Here is a 14,979-nt window from a genome sequence, read left to right as displayed (position 1 = left end):
ACTGCGGCCCGGGATCGTCCGTTCGCGCCAGGCCGCTCCCGTCGGATCAGGCATGCCGTCATGCGGAACGGGCGCGGGCCGTTCGGGACGGCAGGCGAGGGGCGCGACCGGTAACGAAGTCCCGGGAGCCCTGCTGCCGGGGCCGTGGCGCACATATCTGCACAAGCACGCAAGGAAACGGTACACACATGGCGCTTTCGCGCGCCTACGCTCCATTTCGCGCGGCTTTCAATCAGGTTTCAAAAGCCGAGGCGAGCAGCGGTGCGTGCCGATCGCCCTGTCCCGAACGGCCGCGCGTCCGTCAGTCCTTTCGATCAACAGCATGCGATACAGAGAATCGGTTTTCGTGGTGGTGTCGCTCGTCGCTTCGTCGGTCGTGCAGGCGGCCGCGGCCGGCGACGAAACGCGCGGCTCCGCCAGCCGTCCCGTCGCGCTGGTCTATCGCGGCCCGGCCGCGTGCGATGGTTGCCCCGAGACGATTGCGAGGCGCCTGCGGGAATCGGACCACCGGTTCCGCGTGATCTACGTCGGGCCGGCGGAAAAACTCAAGATCACGCCCGCAGTCCTGGCGGGCGCCGCGCTGTATGTCCAGCCCGGCGGCGGGCAGGACATCCCGGGCGCAGCGGCCAGCATCGGGAAGCGCTCGATCCAGGCCGTGCGGCAATACGTGTCGAACGGCGGGCGCTATCTGGGCATCTGCATGGGCGCCTACCTGGCGGGCGCTCCGGGTTTCGGGCTGGTCGACGGCGAGATCGACACCGAAGTCGACCGGCCACGCTCGACGCTTCACGGTATCGCGGACACGGTGACGCCGGTGGTATGGCGCGGGAAACGGCGCTGGATCTACTTCCAGGATGGCGCGATGCTTCCGGCCGCTCCCGGCGCGGTCGTGCTGGCGACCTATCCGAACCGCGATATCGCGGCCGCGACCTATCGCTACGGCAAAGGCCGCGTCGGGCTCGTCGGCCCGCATCCCGAAGCGGACGAAAGCTGGTACAGCCAGTACGGTCTCAAGAATCCGGACGGCGTGCTGCCGGACATGGCTTACGACCTGATCAATGCGACGATGAAGCCATAACGGTGGTGCTATTTCCGTTTGGCGCGATACGCGTCGAGATTTTTCCGCGCCTGCGCGCGGATCGCGCGTTGCACGAAAGGCGTCCAGCCGAGCAGCGCGCCTTTCAGTCCCAGCGCCTGACGCGCCCAGCGCCACAGGTCGAAGCTGTCGCGATGCTCGACGATGAGTCCGTCGCGAAACCGGAACCGCGCGTCGATCCGGTTGACCACCATCCGGCCGGTCGCGGTGAACCGGTAGTGGGCGATCCACTCGGCACGCCCGGCCTGTTGATCCGCGTCGACGTCGCCGAACGTCAAGGAAAAGTCCTGCGCCCGCGCGACCAGCATGCGCCACATGTCGCGTGCGAGGTCGCCGCGCAACTCGCCGAATGCGGGATCGCTGAAGACGACGTCATCGGCATAGCAGGCGAGCATGGCGTCGATGTCGCGCTGCTGGAACGCCGTGTAGAAGCGCTGGATCAACTCGGTGTGCGGATGGTTCATCTCTGGATGGGGTGTTGCTGCGAATGAAGCGGAGCCGTGACGCGGCGGCCGGAAATTCGGCCGGTCGATCGACGGGGGCGTGCTGGGCGGCAAGGATCCGCCGATCGAGCCGACGTCGACGCGTTTGCCCCGCGATGATGGCGGTCACGTGCAGACGTTCGGCGGCACCGCCGTCCGGGCCGTGACATGCGTCGCGACTTCGGTCGAAATAAGCGGGAAGGGATGCGGGCGCACGTGGCGCCGGTTCAGGCCTTGTGACCCGGGCGCGACCGGCGCGTCAACCGACGTACGTCAGCGGTTCGCCAGCGCGACGTCCTGGTTGCCGCGCCCCGTCACCAGGCAGCCCGACATGAATGCCTCGCTCTGGCTGCTGGCGGCCGCTTCGCCGAAGCCGCGGCCGAGCGCGTCGACCTTCACCTGCGCGGCGCCCTGTTCGCACGCAAGCGGGCTGGTGTCGCGGCCCTGCGCATGCAGGATCGCGCGATCGCCAATGAGATACGCCAGCAGCGCGAAAACAGCGATATGTACGGCTCGTCTCATGGTTCGTCTCCTCGTCGCTCAAGCGTAACGCGGACCCGTTCGACGAAGCACTTGGGGGTTCCCCCGGTAAACGTCTGCTGAAACAGGGGAAGCGCGGTGATCCTGTCCCGTTTTTCGTGCTTTGCGTGCGGAAGGAGGGCGCGGCTTCAATGCGGCAGGCGGGCGAAACCGGACATGCGGCGCGGCATTCGCGCGATGGTTTTCAGCGCGGCAGGCACGCGATTCGCGCGAGTTTGACGAATGTCAGGGTACGGGCGGGACGGGGCGGTCGCGCGGCCGTTCAAAGCGATAGCATGAATGCATGATTTGACGGAACGCGATCGCGGACGAATGCATCGGTTCCGGCAAGCAGGTGCGTGTTGAACATTGCTATCGAAATAGTGAGGAATCCAAATGCTTAACGTCTCTTCCGTCCTGATCAGCCTCGCCCCGATGTGGGCCATCCTGCTCGTTGCATCGTCGGCAGCCGCCTATTTCGTGTTCTGGCGCAAGGTCATCGATTAAGCGCTGCGTGAAGGCCGGTGCGCGTGCGGGCGGCAACGCGCACCTGTGTCGCACTGCTCGTTCGCCCGTCTGTCACGGGTGTTGGCGTGCGGCCCATCAGCGAACGCCCGTCGACGCGCCGCCGCGCGTCATCGCCGTCATTGCACGGCGGTTACCGGCACATTCGAAATCCGTACCAGCCGGCTCATCACGCTGCGGCGGAACACTGACATCAACGCATGCAACGGGTCGTGCCGCGGCGCGACGACCACGATCTCGTCGCATCCCGTCTCCGCTGCCACGGCGGCGATCGTGTCGGCCACCGGGCCCACCTTCATCACGACGCTGTACTCGACGCCGGCTTCCTGCAGAATCCGCTCGGCCATGGCCAGATCGTCGGACGCGAACTTCTCCTCGATCGAACGCAACCGCGACAGCGGATGGTAGGCCTCGAGCCGCGTCGATTCGAGCGGTGCCTGAACGTTGATCAGTACGATCTCCGACGCGCAACGTTCGCGATACAGGAAGGTCGCATGGCGAACCGCCTGAAGCGATCGTGGAGAGTGGCCGACCGGAACCAGCAGCTTGAGCATGAATGTTGTCCAGGGAACGAGATGATTCCAGCGTAGCGCGCCGCCGGGTCGAACCATCTAAAGAGAGCGGGCGAGCGCGTAAAAATGTCGTTAACGCGCGCTGCCTCGCGCCGCACCTAATAGAAATATAAGAAATTTAAGTTTATGCGCATAAACGATTTCATCGGCCGGGCCGGTGTGCGCGACGCGTGGCCCGCCGCCCCGATTCAGTCGAAACCGCAATGAATCGCGGCGGAAAATATCGGAGGTTGCCGATCCGGCGTCGCGTAGAGTAGTGCATCGGCCGCGGCGCGGCCGCTCCCGGCCGGTTCGGGAGCGACCGCCGCCACGCGGCCCGTCATTCCATTCCGATTCCAGGAGACTCCGCATGCCGCACGGCGCCCCGCAGCTTCTCGCTCCCGCTTCCATCCCCGTCGATCCGATCGTGCGCCTGTCGGCGGGCGAGCTCGCGTCGGCGATCCGCGGCAAGGCCGTGTCGTGCGTCGAGACGATGCGCGCGTATCTCGATCACGTCGAGCGCGTGAACGGCGCGGTCAACGCGATCGTCGCGCTGCGCGATCGCGACGCGCTGCTCGCCGAAGCCGCGGAGAAGGATGCCGCGCTGGCGCGCGGCGAGTACCACGGCTGGATGCACGGGATGCCGCAGGCGCCGAAGGATCTGGCGATGACGAAGGGGCTGCGGACGACCTACGGCTCGCCGATCTTCCGCGAAAACGTGCCGCAGGCCGATTCCGTGGGTGTCGCGCGGATGCGCGCGGCCGGCGCGATCTTCATCGGCAAGACCAACACGCCCGAATTCGGGCTCGGCTCGCACACGTTCAACGAAGTCTACGGCGCGACGCGCAACCCGTACGACCTGAAGAAGAGCGCGGGCGGCAGCAGCGGCGGCACGGCGGCGGCGCTCGCGTCGCGGCTGTTGCCGGTGGCGGACGGCAGCGATTTCGGCGGTTCGCTGCGCAATCCGGCCGCGTTCTGCAACATCTACGGCTTCCGTCCGTCGCAGGGCCGCGTGCCGCGCTGGCCGGGCGTCGACGTGTTCGTGCAGCAACTCGGCATCGAAGGGCCGATGGGCCGTACGGTCGGCGACGTCGCGCAGCTGCTCGCGATCCAGGCCGGCTACGACCGCAACGATCCGCTGTCGCTTGCGGATGATCCGGCCATGTTCGCGCAGCCGCTCGACACCGACCTGCGCGGCAAGCGCATCGCATGGGTCGGTGACTGGAACGGCTATCTCGCGACCGAGGCTGGCGTGCTCGCGCTGTGCGAACAGGGGCTGGCGACGCTGCGCGAGATCGGCTGCGACGTCGATGCCGCGCTGCCGGCGTTCGCGCCCGACCGGATCTGGCGCCTGTGGCTCACGCACCGGCACCTGCTGTCCGGCGGCGGGCTGCTGGCGCACTATCGCGACCCGGCGCGCCGTGCGCTGCTGAAGCCCGAGGCGATCTACGAGGTCGAAGGGCTGCTCGCGATGCAGGGTGCGGCCGTGTTCGACGCGAGCGTCGAGCGCACCGCGTGGCATCAGGCCGTGCTGAGCTTCTTCGACCGCTACGACTTCATCGCGGCGCCGACCGCGCAGGTGTTCCCGTTCGACGTCGACCAGCGCTGGCCGAAGGAGATCGCGGGCCGCGCGATGGATACCTACCACCGCTGGATGGAAACGGTCGTGCCGTGGACGCTGGCCGGCTGCCCGGTGATCAGCGTGCCGGTCGGCTTCAACGACGCGGGGCTGCCGATGGGGATGCAGCTGATCGGGCGTCCGCGCGCCGATCTCGCGGTGTTGCAGCTTGCGCGTGGCTATGAGCAGGCGGCTGATTGGGTCGGCGGACGGTTGCCGGGGTGGATGGCTGCGTAACGCGGCGGCGCTGGTCGATAGCAAATAGCCGATAGCCGATAGCCGAAGCCGAAGCCGAAGCCGAAGCCGAAGCCGAAGCCGAAGCCGAAGCCGAAGCCGAAGCCGAAGCCGAAGCCGGTGCGGATGGGCGCATGGCAGATCGACAGGCGGGCGGCGACAAGCCGCCCGTTTTGCTTTGATTCCCGAACGTGTTGTTCGACGGCGCGGGGCACGCCAGGCACGGGCACAGGCGTGTTGTGCGACGGCGTGGCGTCACGTCATTAGACGCTGCTCGGCACGTTCCGCGTCGCCGCCGTGCCGGTCGACGGTGAATTCGACGTGCAGTGCGACACGCGCGACGGCTGGCCGCCCCTCCGGCATCGTCTGGGAAACCCGGCAACGCCGCCATTGACGCGGCTCGCGAACGAATTCCAGCTCCCGCCCGATATCGCCCGGCAAATGCGGACGAATCCGCCCGGCCGCGTACGCCGGTCGCCGAATTGCAAGCGGCCGCGCCGCGCGATTTCGTTTCGATGTGTTTCAGTCGTTGCGGCCGCGCGCGGCGCGCTTCGACAATATCGGCCTCAACAATTCGGGCACGAGGAAAACACATGAAGCAGATTCGCGCGACGGGCCGGTACCTGGCCTCGGCAGGCATTGCGTTCAGCATGCTGGCAAGCGGTGCCGCGCACGCGCAGCTCGACCTGCAGTCGCTCGGCGCATCGCTGCTCGGCGGCGGGCAGCAGGCGGCGCCTGCGCAGGGCGGTGTCGGGCAACTGCTGCAGGCCTATGTCGGCGCGAACCAGCAGGTGCTGACCGGCCAGTCTTCGCTTGCGTCGGCGATGGGGCTCACCGGCGCGGCCGGGCAGGCGCAGCAGGCCGCGAGCCAGCTCTCTGGCGGCGAAGCGCTGACGCCGGCCGCGCTGTCGCAGATGGGGGGCGCGCAGCAATCGGTGTCACAGGCGCTCGGCCAGGCATTCGCGAGCGGCGGCGCGACGCACGGGCCGATCGACAAGCAGGCGTTCAGCAACGGCCTCGCGTCGCTCGGGCAGGGGCTCACGCAGTATTCGCAGCTGCAGTCGGGGCTCGGCAATCTCGGTTCGACGAGCGCGGCGTCGCTGTTGCAGTCGGGCCTGAATCCGCAGAACATGCAGGCTGCGTCGTATATCGCGCAAAGCGCACCGGGCCAGTTGCAGTCGCTCGCGGCGACGCTCAGCCAGGCCGTGCAATTCGCGACGAGCCAGGGCATTTCGGTGCCGTCGGTCGCCTCGTCCGCGCTGAAGCTGCTGCCGTAACGTTGCGCGGGGCTGCGCGCGATGCGGTGCCGGCATCGCGCGCGACGACGAAGATCGCCCCGCCCAACATGGGGATTCCGCGCGATGCTATCGTGGCGTGTCCCTTTTTTCGGTGCAGGTTCATGACAGACTCGTTCGACCTCTCGCGCTATTTCTCCCGCATCGGCTACGACGGCCCGGTCGAGCCGACGCTCGACGTGCTGCGCCGGCTGCACCTGCTGCACCCGCAGGCGATTCCGTTCGAAAACCTCAATCCGCTGACCGGTGCGCGCGTCGCACTCGACCTGCCTTCGATCGTCGACAAGGTGCTCGCACATCGCCGCGGCGGCTACTGCTTCGAACTCAACAAGCTGTTCTACACCGCGCTCACGACGATCGGCTTTCGCGTGACGCCGATGATCGCGCGCGTGCGCTGGATGCTGCCGCCGGAAGTCGCCACCGCGCATACGCACATGCTGCTGCGCATCGATCTCGACGGTGCGGCCTGGCTCGCGGACATCGGCTTCGGCAGCGCGACGCTCACTGCGCCGCTGCGTTTCGTGCCGGACGAGCGGCAACTGACGCCGCACGGCGCGTTCCGCGTCGTCGCCGCGCCGGTCGACGGTGAATTCGACATGCAGATCGAGACGCCCGAAAGTTGGCAGACCACCTACCGCTTTCAGCCGAAGCGGGTCGAGTGGATCGATTACGACGCCGCGAACTGGTTCACGTCGACCTATCCCGAATCGATCTTCCTGCATAACCTGATTGCCTGTCGCGTGCTGCCGGACGGCCGTGCAGCGCTGCGCAACACCACGCTGACGATCCGCGACGCGGCGGGTGTCGGGCGCACCGTCACGTTCGACGATGCGGCCACATGGGGCGCATGCCTGCGCGACACGATCGGCATCGACACGACGGGATTCGACCTCGACGCGCTGTTCGCGCGGCTGGCGGCGCGCGCCGCGACGTAAGCCGGACTCACGATCGATAGCCAACGGCGGCCCGCAAACACGGGCCGCGGCTGCGGTTGACATTTGCTAGATTGCTAGCATACTAGCTCCATGACCGACGAAGAAGTGAAGCAATTCAACGTGTACCTGCCGCTCAGCCTGATCCGGCAGGTCAAGCATCGCGCCATCGAAACGGAGCAATCGCTGTCCGCGCTGGTGGCCGATGCATTGCGCGCGTACCTGGCCGCGCCGCCGCCGGGCACGGGGCCATCCACCAAGGAGGAGTGACATGTCATCCGAGCGAATCGAAGCGGTGTACCTGACGACGCACAACTGGGGCAAGTCGGCGAAATTCTTCCAGGCGCTGGGCTTCACGCTGGAGTTCGAGACCGATCATCACTCGGGCCAGCTGCGCAGCGGCGACGGCCCCTTTCTGTTCATCGCCGAAGTCCCGCCGGGCGAGACGCCGGACATGCAGGTCGTGCTCAAGGTGCCGGATGAACAGGCGGTGCAGCCGCAGCCGATCGTCGACGTCGTCACGCCGTTCGAGGATACGCACTGGGGCACGCGCGACATGACCGTGCGCGACCCGGACGGCCGCGTGTGGCGTCTGCAGGCGCCGGGCAAGCAGGGCGCGTGAGGCGGCCATGACCGAACCCCGCGAAAGCGCCCCCGACAGCACGGCCGCGCGCGTTGCGCTGTGGCGCGCACTGCACGTCGAACTCGACGCGCCGCCGCATGTGCTCGTCGACGAGGTCGGGCTGCAACTGCTCGCACCGGAACCCGGCTGGCAGCAGCGCGGCGACATGGATCCGCAGTTCACGCGGCCGTTCCGTGCGTCGATCGTCGCGCGGGCGCGCTTTATCGAAGATCTGGTGACCGAGCAGGCCGCGCGCGGCGTGAGCCAGTACGTAATCCTCGGCGCAGGCCTCGACAGCTTCGTGCAGCGCCGGCCCGACATGGCGTCGCGCGTGACCGTCTTCGAGGTCGATCCGCCCGTGCCGCAGGCATGGAAGCAGCGCCGTCTGGTCGAGCTCGGTTTCGGCGTGCCCGACTGGCTGCGTTTCGTGCCGGTCGATTTCGAGGCGAAACAGTCGTGGCTCGCGGCGCTCGTCGGCGCGGGCTTCGATGCCGGCAAGCCGGCGGTCGTGGTGTCCACCGGCGTCAGCATGTACCTGACGCACGAAGCGAACGCGGCCGCGTTGCGCGAAGTCGCATCGCTCGCGCCGGGCTCGACGCTCGCGATGACGTTCCTGCTGCCGCTGGAGAATGCGGATCCGGACGTGCGCCCCGGGCTCGAAATGGCCGCGAAGGGCGCACGCGCAAGCGGCACGCCGTTCATCAGCTTCTTCATGCCGGCGCAGATCCAGGCGCTCGCGCGGGAGGCCGGCTTTGCGCAAGCCGCGCACGTCTCGGCCGCCGAACTGACGCGTCGCTATTTCGCCGATCGCACCGACGGCCTGCGGCCGCCGAACAACGCGGAAGAGCTGCTGGTCGCGACGGTCTGAGCCGTCGCGTTCACCACGCCCGTCAAGCGCGTTCGAGCACGGCCATTTCCCGCACGACCACGAGCAGCACCGCGAGGCTCGCGCCGCCCGACGCGCGCAGGTCCGCGAGCAGGTGCTCGTAGCGCACGAGCGCGGCTTCGCGGCGCGCGCGCCACGCGCCGACGATCGTCTCCGGCGTGGTCGAATCCGGCGATTCCGCGAGGGCGCTCGTCGCGAGTGTGCGCTTGAGGCGCGCGACTTCCGCGAGCGCGGCCGCGCGCGCCAGCATGTCCCAGTGCGTCGGCGTCGGCAGTGTCGCCGCGCGTTCGCCGATCCAGCTGTAATTGAGCAGCGTGCCGAGCGAGAAATAGACGCCCGCGACGAGTTCGAGGCTGCGGTTGCTCGCCGCGGCCACTTCGGCGATGTCGAGCAGCGCGGCCGAGATGTCGCCGCTCGCGACGCGCACCGCCAGCGCGCTGTCGACGCCGGCTTCGACCAGCACGCGCTGCCGCTCGGACAGCGCTTCGAGATCGTCGGCCGGCAGCAGCGACGGCAGTTGCGGCGCGAGCCGCTCCGCCGCATCGCGGCAGCGTGCGATCAGCTCGACGACGCCGCCGTCGGCCACCGCGCCGGATTGCAGATGCCGCAGGAACCACAGTGCCGCGCGCTCCAGCAATCGTGCGACGTCGACGAACATGCGCGCCTGCACGTCGTCGGCGACGCGGTTGTCGAGCGCGTCGATGTCGCGCCACACCGCATCGAGGTCGAACACGTCGCGCGCCATGATGCACGCCCGCACGATATCGCCGGGTATCGCGTTGGTTTCCTCCATCAGCCGGTGCACGAACGCACAGCCGACGCGGTTCACCAGCGCGTTGGTCAGGTGCGTCGCGAGGATCTCGCGGCGCAGCGGATGGCGGCGCATCGGTTCGCTGAAGCGCTGCTGCAGCGGCTTCGGGAAGTAGTCGACGAGCATCGCGGCCACCAGCGGATCCTCGGGCACGTCGGATTCGAGCAGCGCGTCGTACAGCCACATCTTGCTGTACGCGAGCAGCACCGCGCGTTCCGGCGACGTGAGGCCGAGCTTCGCGGTCTGGCGCTCGGCGACTTCGTCGTCGGTCGGCAGGAATTCGATCACGCGGTTCAGGCGCCCCGCGCGTTCGAGCCAGCGCATCAGGCGCGCCTCGGCGTCGAGCATCTCGACCGCATAGCGGCCGGCGATCGACAGCGCCTGCGTCTGGTAGTAGTTGTCGCGCAGCACGAGCAGCCCGACTTCGTCGGTCATCTCCGCGAGCAGCGCATTGCGTTGCTTCTCGGTCATCTCGCCATCGGACACGACGAGCCCGAGCAGGATCTTGATGTTGACTTCGTGATCCGAACAATCGACGCCGGCCGAGTTGTCGATCGCATCGGTGTTGATGCGGCCGCCACGCTGCGCGAACTCGATCCGGCCGAACTGTGTGCAGCCGAGGTTGCCGCCTTCGCCGACCACCTTGCAGCGCAGGTCCGTGCCGTTCACGCGCACCGCGTCGTTCGCGCGGTCGCCCACCTGGAGGTGGGTTTCGCGCGCGGCCTTCACGTAGGTGCCGATGCCGCCGTTGTACAGCAGGTCGACCGGCGCCTGCAGGATCGCGCGGATCAGCTCGGCCGGCGGCAGCGCGTGCGCGTCGATGCCGAGCGCGGCCTGCACGGCCGGCGACAGCGGGATCGTCTTCGCGGTGCGCGGATAGACGCCGCCGCCCGACGAGATCGACGCCGGATCGTAGTCGGCCCAGCTCGAACGTTCGAGCGCGAACATGCGTGCGCGCTCCGCGAAGCTCGTCGCGGGATCGGGGTTCGGGTCGAGGAATACGTGCCGGTGATCGAACGCGGCGACCAGGCGGATATGCGGCGACAGCAGCATCCCGTTGCCGAACACGTCGCCCGACATGTCGCCGACGCCGACCACCGTGAAGTCGGTCGTCTGCGTATCGATGCCCATCTCGCGGAAATGCCGCTTCACCGATTCCCACGCGCCGCGCGCGGTGATCGCCATCTTCTTGTGGTCGTAGCCGACCGAGCCGCCGGACGCGAACGCGTCGTCGAGCCAGAAGCCGTATTCGTGCGAGATCGCGTTCGCGTAGTCGGAGAAGGTGGCCGTGCCCTTGTCGGCGGCGACGACCAGGTACGGGTCATCCGGATCGTGGCGCACGACGTCGGGCGGCGGCACGATCGCGTTGCTCACCAGGTTGTCGGTCAGGTCGAGCAGGCCGCGCAGGAAGGTCTGGTAGCACGCGATGCCTTCGCGCATCCACGCTTCGCGATCGCTCGGCGGCGGCGGGTTCTTCACGACGAAGCCGCCTTTCGAGCCGACCGGCACGATCACGACGTTCTTCACCATCTGCGCCTTCATCAGCCCGAGCACTTCGGTGCGGAAATCCTCACGGCGATCCGACCAGCGCAGGCCGCCGCGCGCGACGCGCCCGCCGCGCAGGTGTACGCCCTCGACCCGCGGCGAATACACCCAGATCTCGAACATCGGCTTCGGTTCGGGCAGGCCCGGTACCTTCGCCGGATTGAACTTGAACGACAGGTACGGTTTCGAGTTGCCGTTCGCGTCGGCCAGGAAGTAGTTGGTGCGCTCGGTCGCGTTGATCACGCCGAGGAACTGGCGCAGGATGCGATCCTCGTCGAGGTTCGGCACTTGGTCGAGCGCGCCTTCGATCTCTTTCAGCAGCCGTTCGGCCTGCACGTCGCGCGTGTCGCCGGTGGCCGGGTCGAAGCGTAGCAGGAACAGCTCGACGAGCTGCCGCGCGATCGACGGATTGCCGGTCAGCGCGCGTTCGATATAGGCGTCGCTGAACGTCGAGCCGACTTGCCGCAGATACTTCGCATACGCGCGCAGGATCGTCACTTCGCGTGCGCTCAGGTGGGCGCGCAGCACGAGGCGGTTGAAGTCGTCGTTCTCGATCCGGCCGCTCCAGATCTGGTCGAACGCATCTTCGAACAGGCCCTTCACGCGCTCGATGTCGAATTCGGTATCGTCGGCGAGCTCGAGGCCGAAGTCGTGTACCCACGCATGCGCGGCATCCTGCGTATGGATCCGGTACGGCCGCTCCTCGTCGACGCGCACGCCGAGATGCTCGAGCATCGGCAGGCTGCGCGACAGCGCGATTGGGTCGCCCGCGCGATAGACCTTGAAGCGGAACGCACGCGCCTCGGCCTCGATCGGCCGGTACAGGTTCATCGCGAGCTGCCCCGAATCCTTCACACGCTCGATCAGCTCGATGTCGCGCACGGCCGTGCGCGCCGGATAGTCGTCGCGATAGCCGGCCGGGAACGAGTCGGCATAGCGCTGCAGCAGGCGGTTGCCTTGCTCTTCGCCGAATGCGTCGAGCAGCGCGTCGGCGAGATCGTCCTGCCAGCGGCGCGTGACCTGCACGAGCCGCGTTTCGAGCTCGCGCGTGTCGACGTCGGGCATCGTGCCCGGTTCCGCATGCACGACGAAATGGATGCGCGCGATCGCCGATTCCGACAGCAGCGGCGTGAATTCGACGTTCACGCCGTTGTACGCGTCGACGAGCAGCTTCGCGATGCGCCGGCGCAGGTCGGTGTTGTACTTGTCGCGCGGCACGAACACGAGGCACGACACGAAGCGGTCGAAGCGGTCGCGCCGCACGAACAGGCGCGTGCGCTGGTGTTCCTGCAGCCGCAGGATGCCGAGCGCGATGTCGTAGAGCTGGTCTTCGTCGGCCTGGAACAGCTCGTCACGCGGATAGGTTTCGAGCACCGTCACGAGCGACTTGCCGAGATGCCCCTTCGGCAAGAAGCCCGCGCGCCGCACGATGTTCGCGCACTTGCGGCGCACGATCGGAATCTCGGCGCTCGACACCATGTAGGCGGTCGACGTGTAGAGCCCGATGAAGCGGCGTTCGCCGGTGACCTTGCCATCGGGGCCGACGAGTTTCACGCCGACGTAGTCGAGATAGCCGGGCCGGTGCACGGTCGCGCGCGAATTCGCCTTGGTCAGGAAGATCGGCCAGGAGCCGGTGATGATGTCGGCGGCGGCCGGCGGCAGCGGCGTGACGTCGGGCGCGCCCGACGTGCGCAGCGATTCGCGCAGGATGCCGAAGCCGGTGCCTTCGATGCCGCGCAGCCCGAAGCCGGTGCCGTCCGATACCAGCGCGTAGTCGCGCTGGCCGAGGAACGTGAAGTGATCGGCGGCCATCCATTCGAGGAACGCGCGTGCCTCGATGTCTTCCGCGGTCGATTCGCGCGCCTTCATTTCCTTGATCGTCGCGCGCGCGATGTCGACGATCTTCGGCCAGTCTTCCACCGACGCGCGCACGTCGCCGAGCACGTGCGCGATGTCGTTGCGCAACGTGTTGAGCAGCGCGGCATCGCCGCAGCGGTCGACTTCGAAATGGATGAACGACGCGAGCTGCGACTGGCCGTCGCCGGGCGTCGCGCCGCCCGCATCGACGCGCTCGATGGCGCCATCGCGACCGCGCCAGATGCGGAATACCGGGTGCAGCGCCGAGTGCAGCGCGAGCCCGAGGCGGTTGACGGCCATCGTCACCGAATCGACGAGGAACGGCATGTCGTCGTTGACGATCTCGATGACCGTGTGGTCGGAATGCCAGCCGTGCTGTTCGAGGATCGGGTTGTACACGCGCAGCCGTTCGCTGCCGGTCACGAATTTCTGGGCGGTCTGCCAGTGCGCCATCGCGGCGCCGTAGAGATCGGCGATGCTGCGGCTCTGCAGATCGTCGGCATCGGCGAAATCGTAGTAATGACGCAGGAAGGGTTCGACGATCCGGAACGTGGCTTCGGGCAGGCGCCCGCGCGCGAATTCGACGACGTCCGAGAGCAGGTGTGCGACGACTTCCTCGTTCTTCGCTTCCATGGCGGTCTCCTCGTCGGGTGGCCATCGGCTGCTGCGTCTGTCCGGCATTATGCGCCGATTGCGTGACAAAGCGATGTGCGGGCGCACAACGAGGGGCGGGCCGGAGGAAGCCGCTCGCGGCGCCCGTTGCGGGCGCCACTGTGGGTGAATCAGTGCAGGGCAGGCAGCGCCGAAGCGACGCCGCCTTTGACGCTCAGCGCTCGTCGCTCCACAGCTTGCCGGCCGTCGCCCAGTTCTCTTTCTTCACGTCGGTCAGGATGATGTCGACCGAGCCCGGCTCGCAGCCGAGCGTCTCGCACGTGACGCGCGTGATCGCTTCGACGAATGCGCGCTTCTGGTCGACGGTGCGGCCTTCGAAGAGCTGGATATTGAAAGTCGGCATGACGGATGCTCCGATGGTTGGGGTGAATGATGGGTTGGGAGCCGGCGGCGTCAGTCGCGATACGTCGGATCGATCCGGTCGAGCCGGCGCAGCAGCGCCGGCCATTCCAGTTCGCCTTCGATCGCGCCGCCGTCGCGCAGCTGTTCGGCGGTTCGGTCGGCGATGGCCGGGTCGGGCAGCACGAGCGGCCCGCCGCCAGCCTGCGCGCGCACCTGGATGTCGCACGCCTTGATCAGCGTATCCATCAGCACATAGGCTTCGGCCACGGTGCGGCCGACCGTCAGCGTGCCATGGTTGCGCAGCAGCATCGCGGATTTCGCGCCGAGGCTCGCGGTCAGCCGCGCGCCTTCGGCTGGCGAGAACGCGAGCGCCTCGTAGTCGTGGTACGCGAGGTCGCCATGAAACCGCAGCGCGTGCTGCGACGCGGGCAGCAGCCCGTCGCGCTGGATCGACACGGCGATGCCGGCCGTATTGTGCAGGTGCATCACGCACACGGCGTCGGCGCGCGCGGCGTGCACGGCCGCGTGCAGCGCGAAGCCCGTCACGTTGACCGCATGCTCGCTGTCGCCGATCCGGTTGCCGGCCAGGTCGATCTTCACGAGATTCGAGGCGCGGACTTCGTCGAACGTGAGGCCGAACGGGTTGATCAGGAAGTGGCCGGGCTCGCCGGGGACGGTCGCGGAAAGGTGCGTGTAGATCAGGTCGTCCCAGCCGTTCAGCGCGACGAGCCGGTATGCGGCGGCGAGGTCGACGCGCATCTGGCGTTCGGCGTCCGAGATCGGGCCGCCGGGTTTCACGGCATCAGGACGGTGTGCGAATGACGACATCGGGTTCTCCGAGGGTGAAGCGGCGCGCGACGATCACCGTGCCCCACGACGCGAGCGCGAACGGGGCCGTGAACGCGGGAATGCCGGCGCGGGTCGCGAGCCACTGGATCAGGGCGGCCAGCGCGGCGGCCGCGAGCGCCGCGCGCGGGCCGCGCGGCATCAGC

14 protein-coding genes and 1 pseudogene are annotated in these 14,979 nt (G+C 67.9%); 7 read left to right on the top strand and 8 right to left on the bottom strand.

Features of this window, described 5'->3' with window-relative positions; all coding sequences use genetic code 11:
• Positions 1-322: 322 nt before the first annotated feature.
• On the top strand, positions 323-1,078 hold the full coding sequence (locus BDO18943_RS35035; protein WP_175025835.1) for a BPL-N domain-containing protein: 756 nt from the start codon (positions 323-325) through the stop codon (positions 1,076-1,078).
• An 8-nt stretch (positions 1,079-1,086) separates the two neighbouring features.
• Here BDO18943_RS35035 and BDO18943_RS35030 read toward each other — a convergent pair whose 3' ends face one another.
• The 3 genes from BDO18943_RS35030 to BDO18943_RS35020 all read right to left on the bottom strand — a co-directional run bounded on the left by BDO18943_RS35030 (position 1,087) and on the right by BDO18943_RS35020 (position 3,176).
• A complete protein-coding gene (locus BDO18943_RS35030; RefSeq protein WP_043177296.1) occupies positions 1,087-1,560 on the bottom strand; it encodes a nuclear transport factor 2 family protein in 474 nt (157 codons plus the stop codon).
• A 291-nt stretch (positions 1,561-1,851) separates the two neighbouring features.
• Positions 1,852-2,100, bottom strand: a complete 249-nt coding sequence (locus BDO18943_RS35025) for a hypothetical protein (protein ID WP_039344123.1) — start codon at positions 2,098-2,100, stop codon at positions 1,852-1,854.
• Between the two features lie 641 nt (positions 2,101-2,741).
• Positions 2,742-3,176 (bottom strand): universal stress protein, encoded by a 435-nt coding sequence (locus BDO18943_RS35020; protein ID WP_175025834.1) that lies wholly within the window; start codon positions 3,174-3,176, stop codon positions 2,742-2,744.
• A gap of 367 nt (positions 3,177-3,543) precedes the next feature.
• Between BDO18943_RS35020 and BDO18943_RS35015 the strand changes: the two genes are divergently transcribed.
• The gene (locus BDO18943_RS35015; protein WP_175025833.1) at positions 3,544-5,028 is read left to right on the top strand and encodes an amidase; all 1,485 of its coding nucleotides are present in this window, start codon (positions 3,544-3,546) and stop codon (positions 5,026-5,028) included.
• Here BDO18943_RS35015 and BDO18943_RS35010 read toward each other — a convergent pair.
• The gene (locus BDO18943_RS35010; RefSeq protein ID WP_175025832.1) at positions 4,971-5,240 is read right to left on the bottom strand and encodes a hypothetical protein; all 270 of its coding nucleotides are present in this window, start codon (positions 5,238-5,240) and stop codon (positions 4,971-4,973) included. The genes BDO18943_RS35015 and BDO18943_RS35010 overlap by 58 nt on opposite strands.
• 378 nt (positions 5,241-5,618) lie before the next feature.
• Between BDO18943_RS35010 and BDO18943_RS35005 the strand changes: the two genes are divergently transcribed.
• The 5 genes from BDO18943_RS35005 (at position 5,619) to BDO18943_RS34985 (ending at position 8,742) form a co-directional block, all read left to right on the top strand.
• The gene (locus tag BDO18943_RS35005; RefSeq protein ID WP_175025831.1) at positions 5,619-6,302 is read left to right on the top strand and encodes a hypothetical protein; all 684 of its coding nucleotides are present in this window, start codon (positions 5,619-5,621) and stop codon (positions 6,300-6,302) included.
• A gap of 122 nt (positions 6,303-6,424) precedes the next feature.
• Positions 6,425-7,255, top strand: coding sequence for an arylamine N-acetyltransferase family protein (locus tag BDO18943_RS35000; RefSeq protein WP_175025830.1), 831 nt, complete (start codon positions 6,425-6,427; stop codon positions 7,253-7,255).
• 90 nt (positions 7,256-7,345) lie between these two features.
• The gene (locus tag BDO18943_RS34995; RefSeq protein ID WP_089452540.1) at positions 7,346-7,522 is read left to right on the top strand and encodes a ribbon-helix-helix domain-containing protein; all 177 of its coding nucleotides are present in this window, start codon (positions 7,346-7,348) and stop codon (positions 7,520-7,522) included.
• Between the two features lies 1 nt (position 7,523).
• Complete coding sequence (locus BDO18943_RS34990; RefSeq protein ID WP_043177283.1) at positions 7,524-7,874, top strand: VOC family protein; 351 nt, start codon at positions 7,524-7,526, stop codon at positions 7,872-7,874.
• 7 nt (positions 7,875-7,881) lie between these two features.
• A complete protein-coding gene (locus BDO18943_RS34985) occupies positions 7,882-8,742 on the top strand; it encodes a class I SAM-dependent methyltransferase (protein WP_175025829.1) in 861 nt (286 codons plus the stop codon).
• A 22-nt stretch (positions 8,743-8,764) separates the two neighbouring features.
• Here the strand turns inward: BDO18943_RS34985 and BDO18943_RS34980 are convergent, their stop codons facing one another.
• From BDO18943_RS34980 to BDO18943_RS34965, 4 genes and pseudogenes are all read right to left on the bottom strand, one after another.
• Positions 8,765-13,606 (bottom strand): NAD-glutamate dehydrogenase, encoded by a 4,842-nt coding sequence (locus BDO18943_RS34980; protein WP_175025828.1) that lies wholly within the window; start codon positions 13,604-13,606, stop codon positions 8,765-8,767.
• A gap of 193 nt (positions 13,607-13,799) precedes the next feature.
• On the bottom strand, positions 13,800-13,988 hold the full coding sequence (locus BDO18943_RS34975; RefSeq protein WP_039344138.1) for a 4-oxalocrotonate tautomerase: 189 nt from the start codon (positions 13,986-13,988) through the stop codon (positions 13,800-13,802).
• 50 nt (positions 13,989-14,038) lie between these two features.
• Positions 14,039-14,815, bottom strand: coding sequence for a class II aldolase/adducin family protein (locus BDO18943_RS34970; RefSeq protein WP_043177273.1), 777 nt, complete (start codon positions 14,813-14,815; stop codon positions 14,039-14,041).
• Positions 14,790-14,979: pseudogene (locus BDO18943_RS34965) on the bottom strand (urea transporter); the annotation flags it as partial. The pseudogene BDO18943_RS34965 and the gene BDO18943_RS34970, both read right to left, overlap by 26 nt.

Origin of the sequence: Burkholderia aenigmatica (genome assembly GCF_902499175.1) — a bacterium.
GTDB lineage: Bacteria > Pseudomonadota > Gammaproteobacteria > Burkholderiales > Burkholderiaceae > Burkholderia > Burkholderia aenigmatica.
Note: the sequence above shows the minus strand (reverse complement) of the source record. Positions and strands in the feature narration are given on the sequence as shown.

Coding starts and splice junctions, on each gene's coding strand:
- BDO18943_RS34990 (WP_043177283.1), top strand. CDS start 7,524: ATGTCATCCGAGCGAATCGAAGCGGTGTACCTGACGACGCACAACTGG.
- BDO18943_RS34970 (WP_043177273.1), bottom strand. CDS start 14,815: ATGTCGTCATTCGCACACCGTCCTGATGCCGTGAAACCCGGCGGCCCG.
- BDO18943_RS34985 (WP_175025829.1), top strand. CDS start 7,882: ATGACCGAACCCCGCGAAAGCGCCCCCGACAGCACGGCCGCGCGCGTT.
- BDO18943_RS35005 (WP_175025831.1), top strand. CDS start 5,619: ATGAAGCAGATTCGCGCGACGGGCCGGTACCTGGCCTCGGCAGGCATT.
- BDO18943_RS35020 (WP_175025834.1), bottom strand. CDS start 3,176: ATGCTCAAGCTGCTGGTTCCGGTCGGCCACTCTCCACGATCGCTTCAG.
- BDO18943_RS35035 (WP_175025835.1), top strand. CDS start 323: ATGCGATACAGAGAATCGGTTTTCGTGGTGGTGTCGCTCGTCGCTTCG.
- BDO18943_RS35025 (WP_039344123.1), bottom strand. CDS start 2,100: ATGAGACGAGCCGTACATATCGCTGTTTTCGCGCTGCTGGCGTATCTC.
- BDO18943_RS34995 (WP_089452540.1), top strand. CDS start 7,346: ATGACCGACGAAGAAGTGAAGCAATTCAACGTGTACCTGCCGCTCAGC.
- BDO18943_RS35015 (WP_175025833.1), top strand. CDS start 3,544: ATGCCGCACGGCGCCCCGCAGCTTCTCGCTCCCGCTTCCATCCCCGTC.
- BDO18943_RS34980 (WP_175025828.1), bottom strand. CDS start 13,606: ATGGAAGCGAAGAACGAGGAAGTCGTCGCACACCTGCTCTCGGACGTC.
- BDO18943_RS35030 (WP_043177296.1), bottom strand. CDS start 1,560: ATGAACCATCCGCACACCGAGTTGATCCAGCGCTTCTACACGGCGTTC.
- BDO18943_RS34975 (WP_039344138.1), bottom strand. CDS start 13,988: ATGCCGACTTTCAATATCCAGCTCTTCGAAGGCCGCACCGTCGACCAG.
- BDO18943_RS35000 (WP_175025830.1), top strand. CDS start 6,425: ATGACAGACTCGTTCGACCTCTCGCGCTATTTCTCCCGCATCGGCTAC.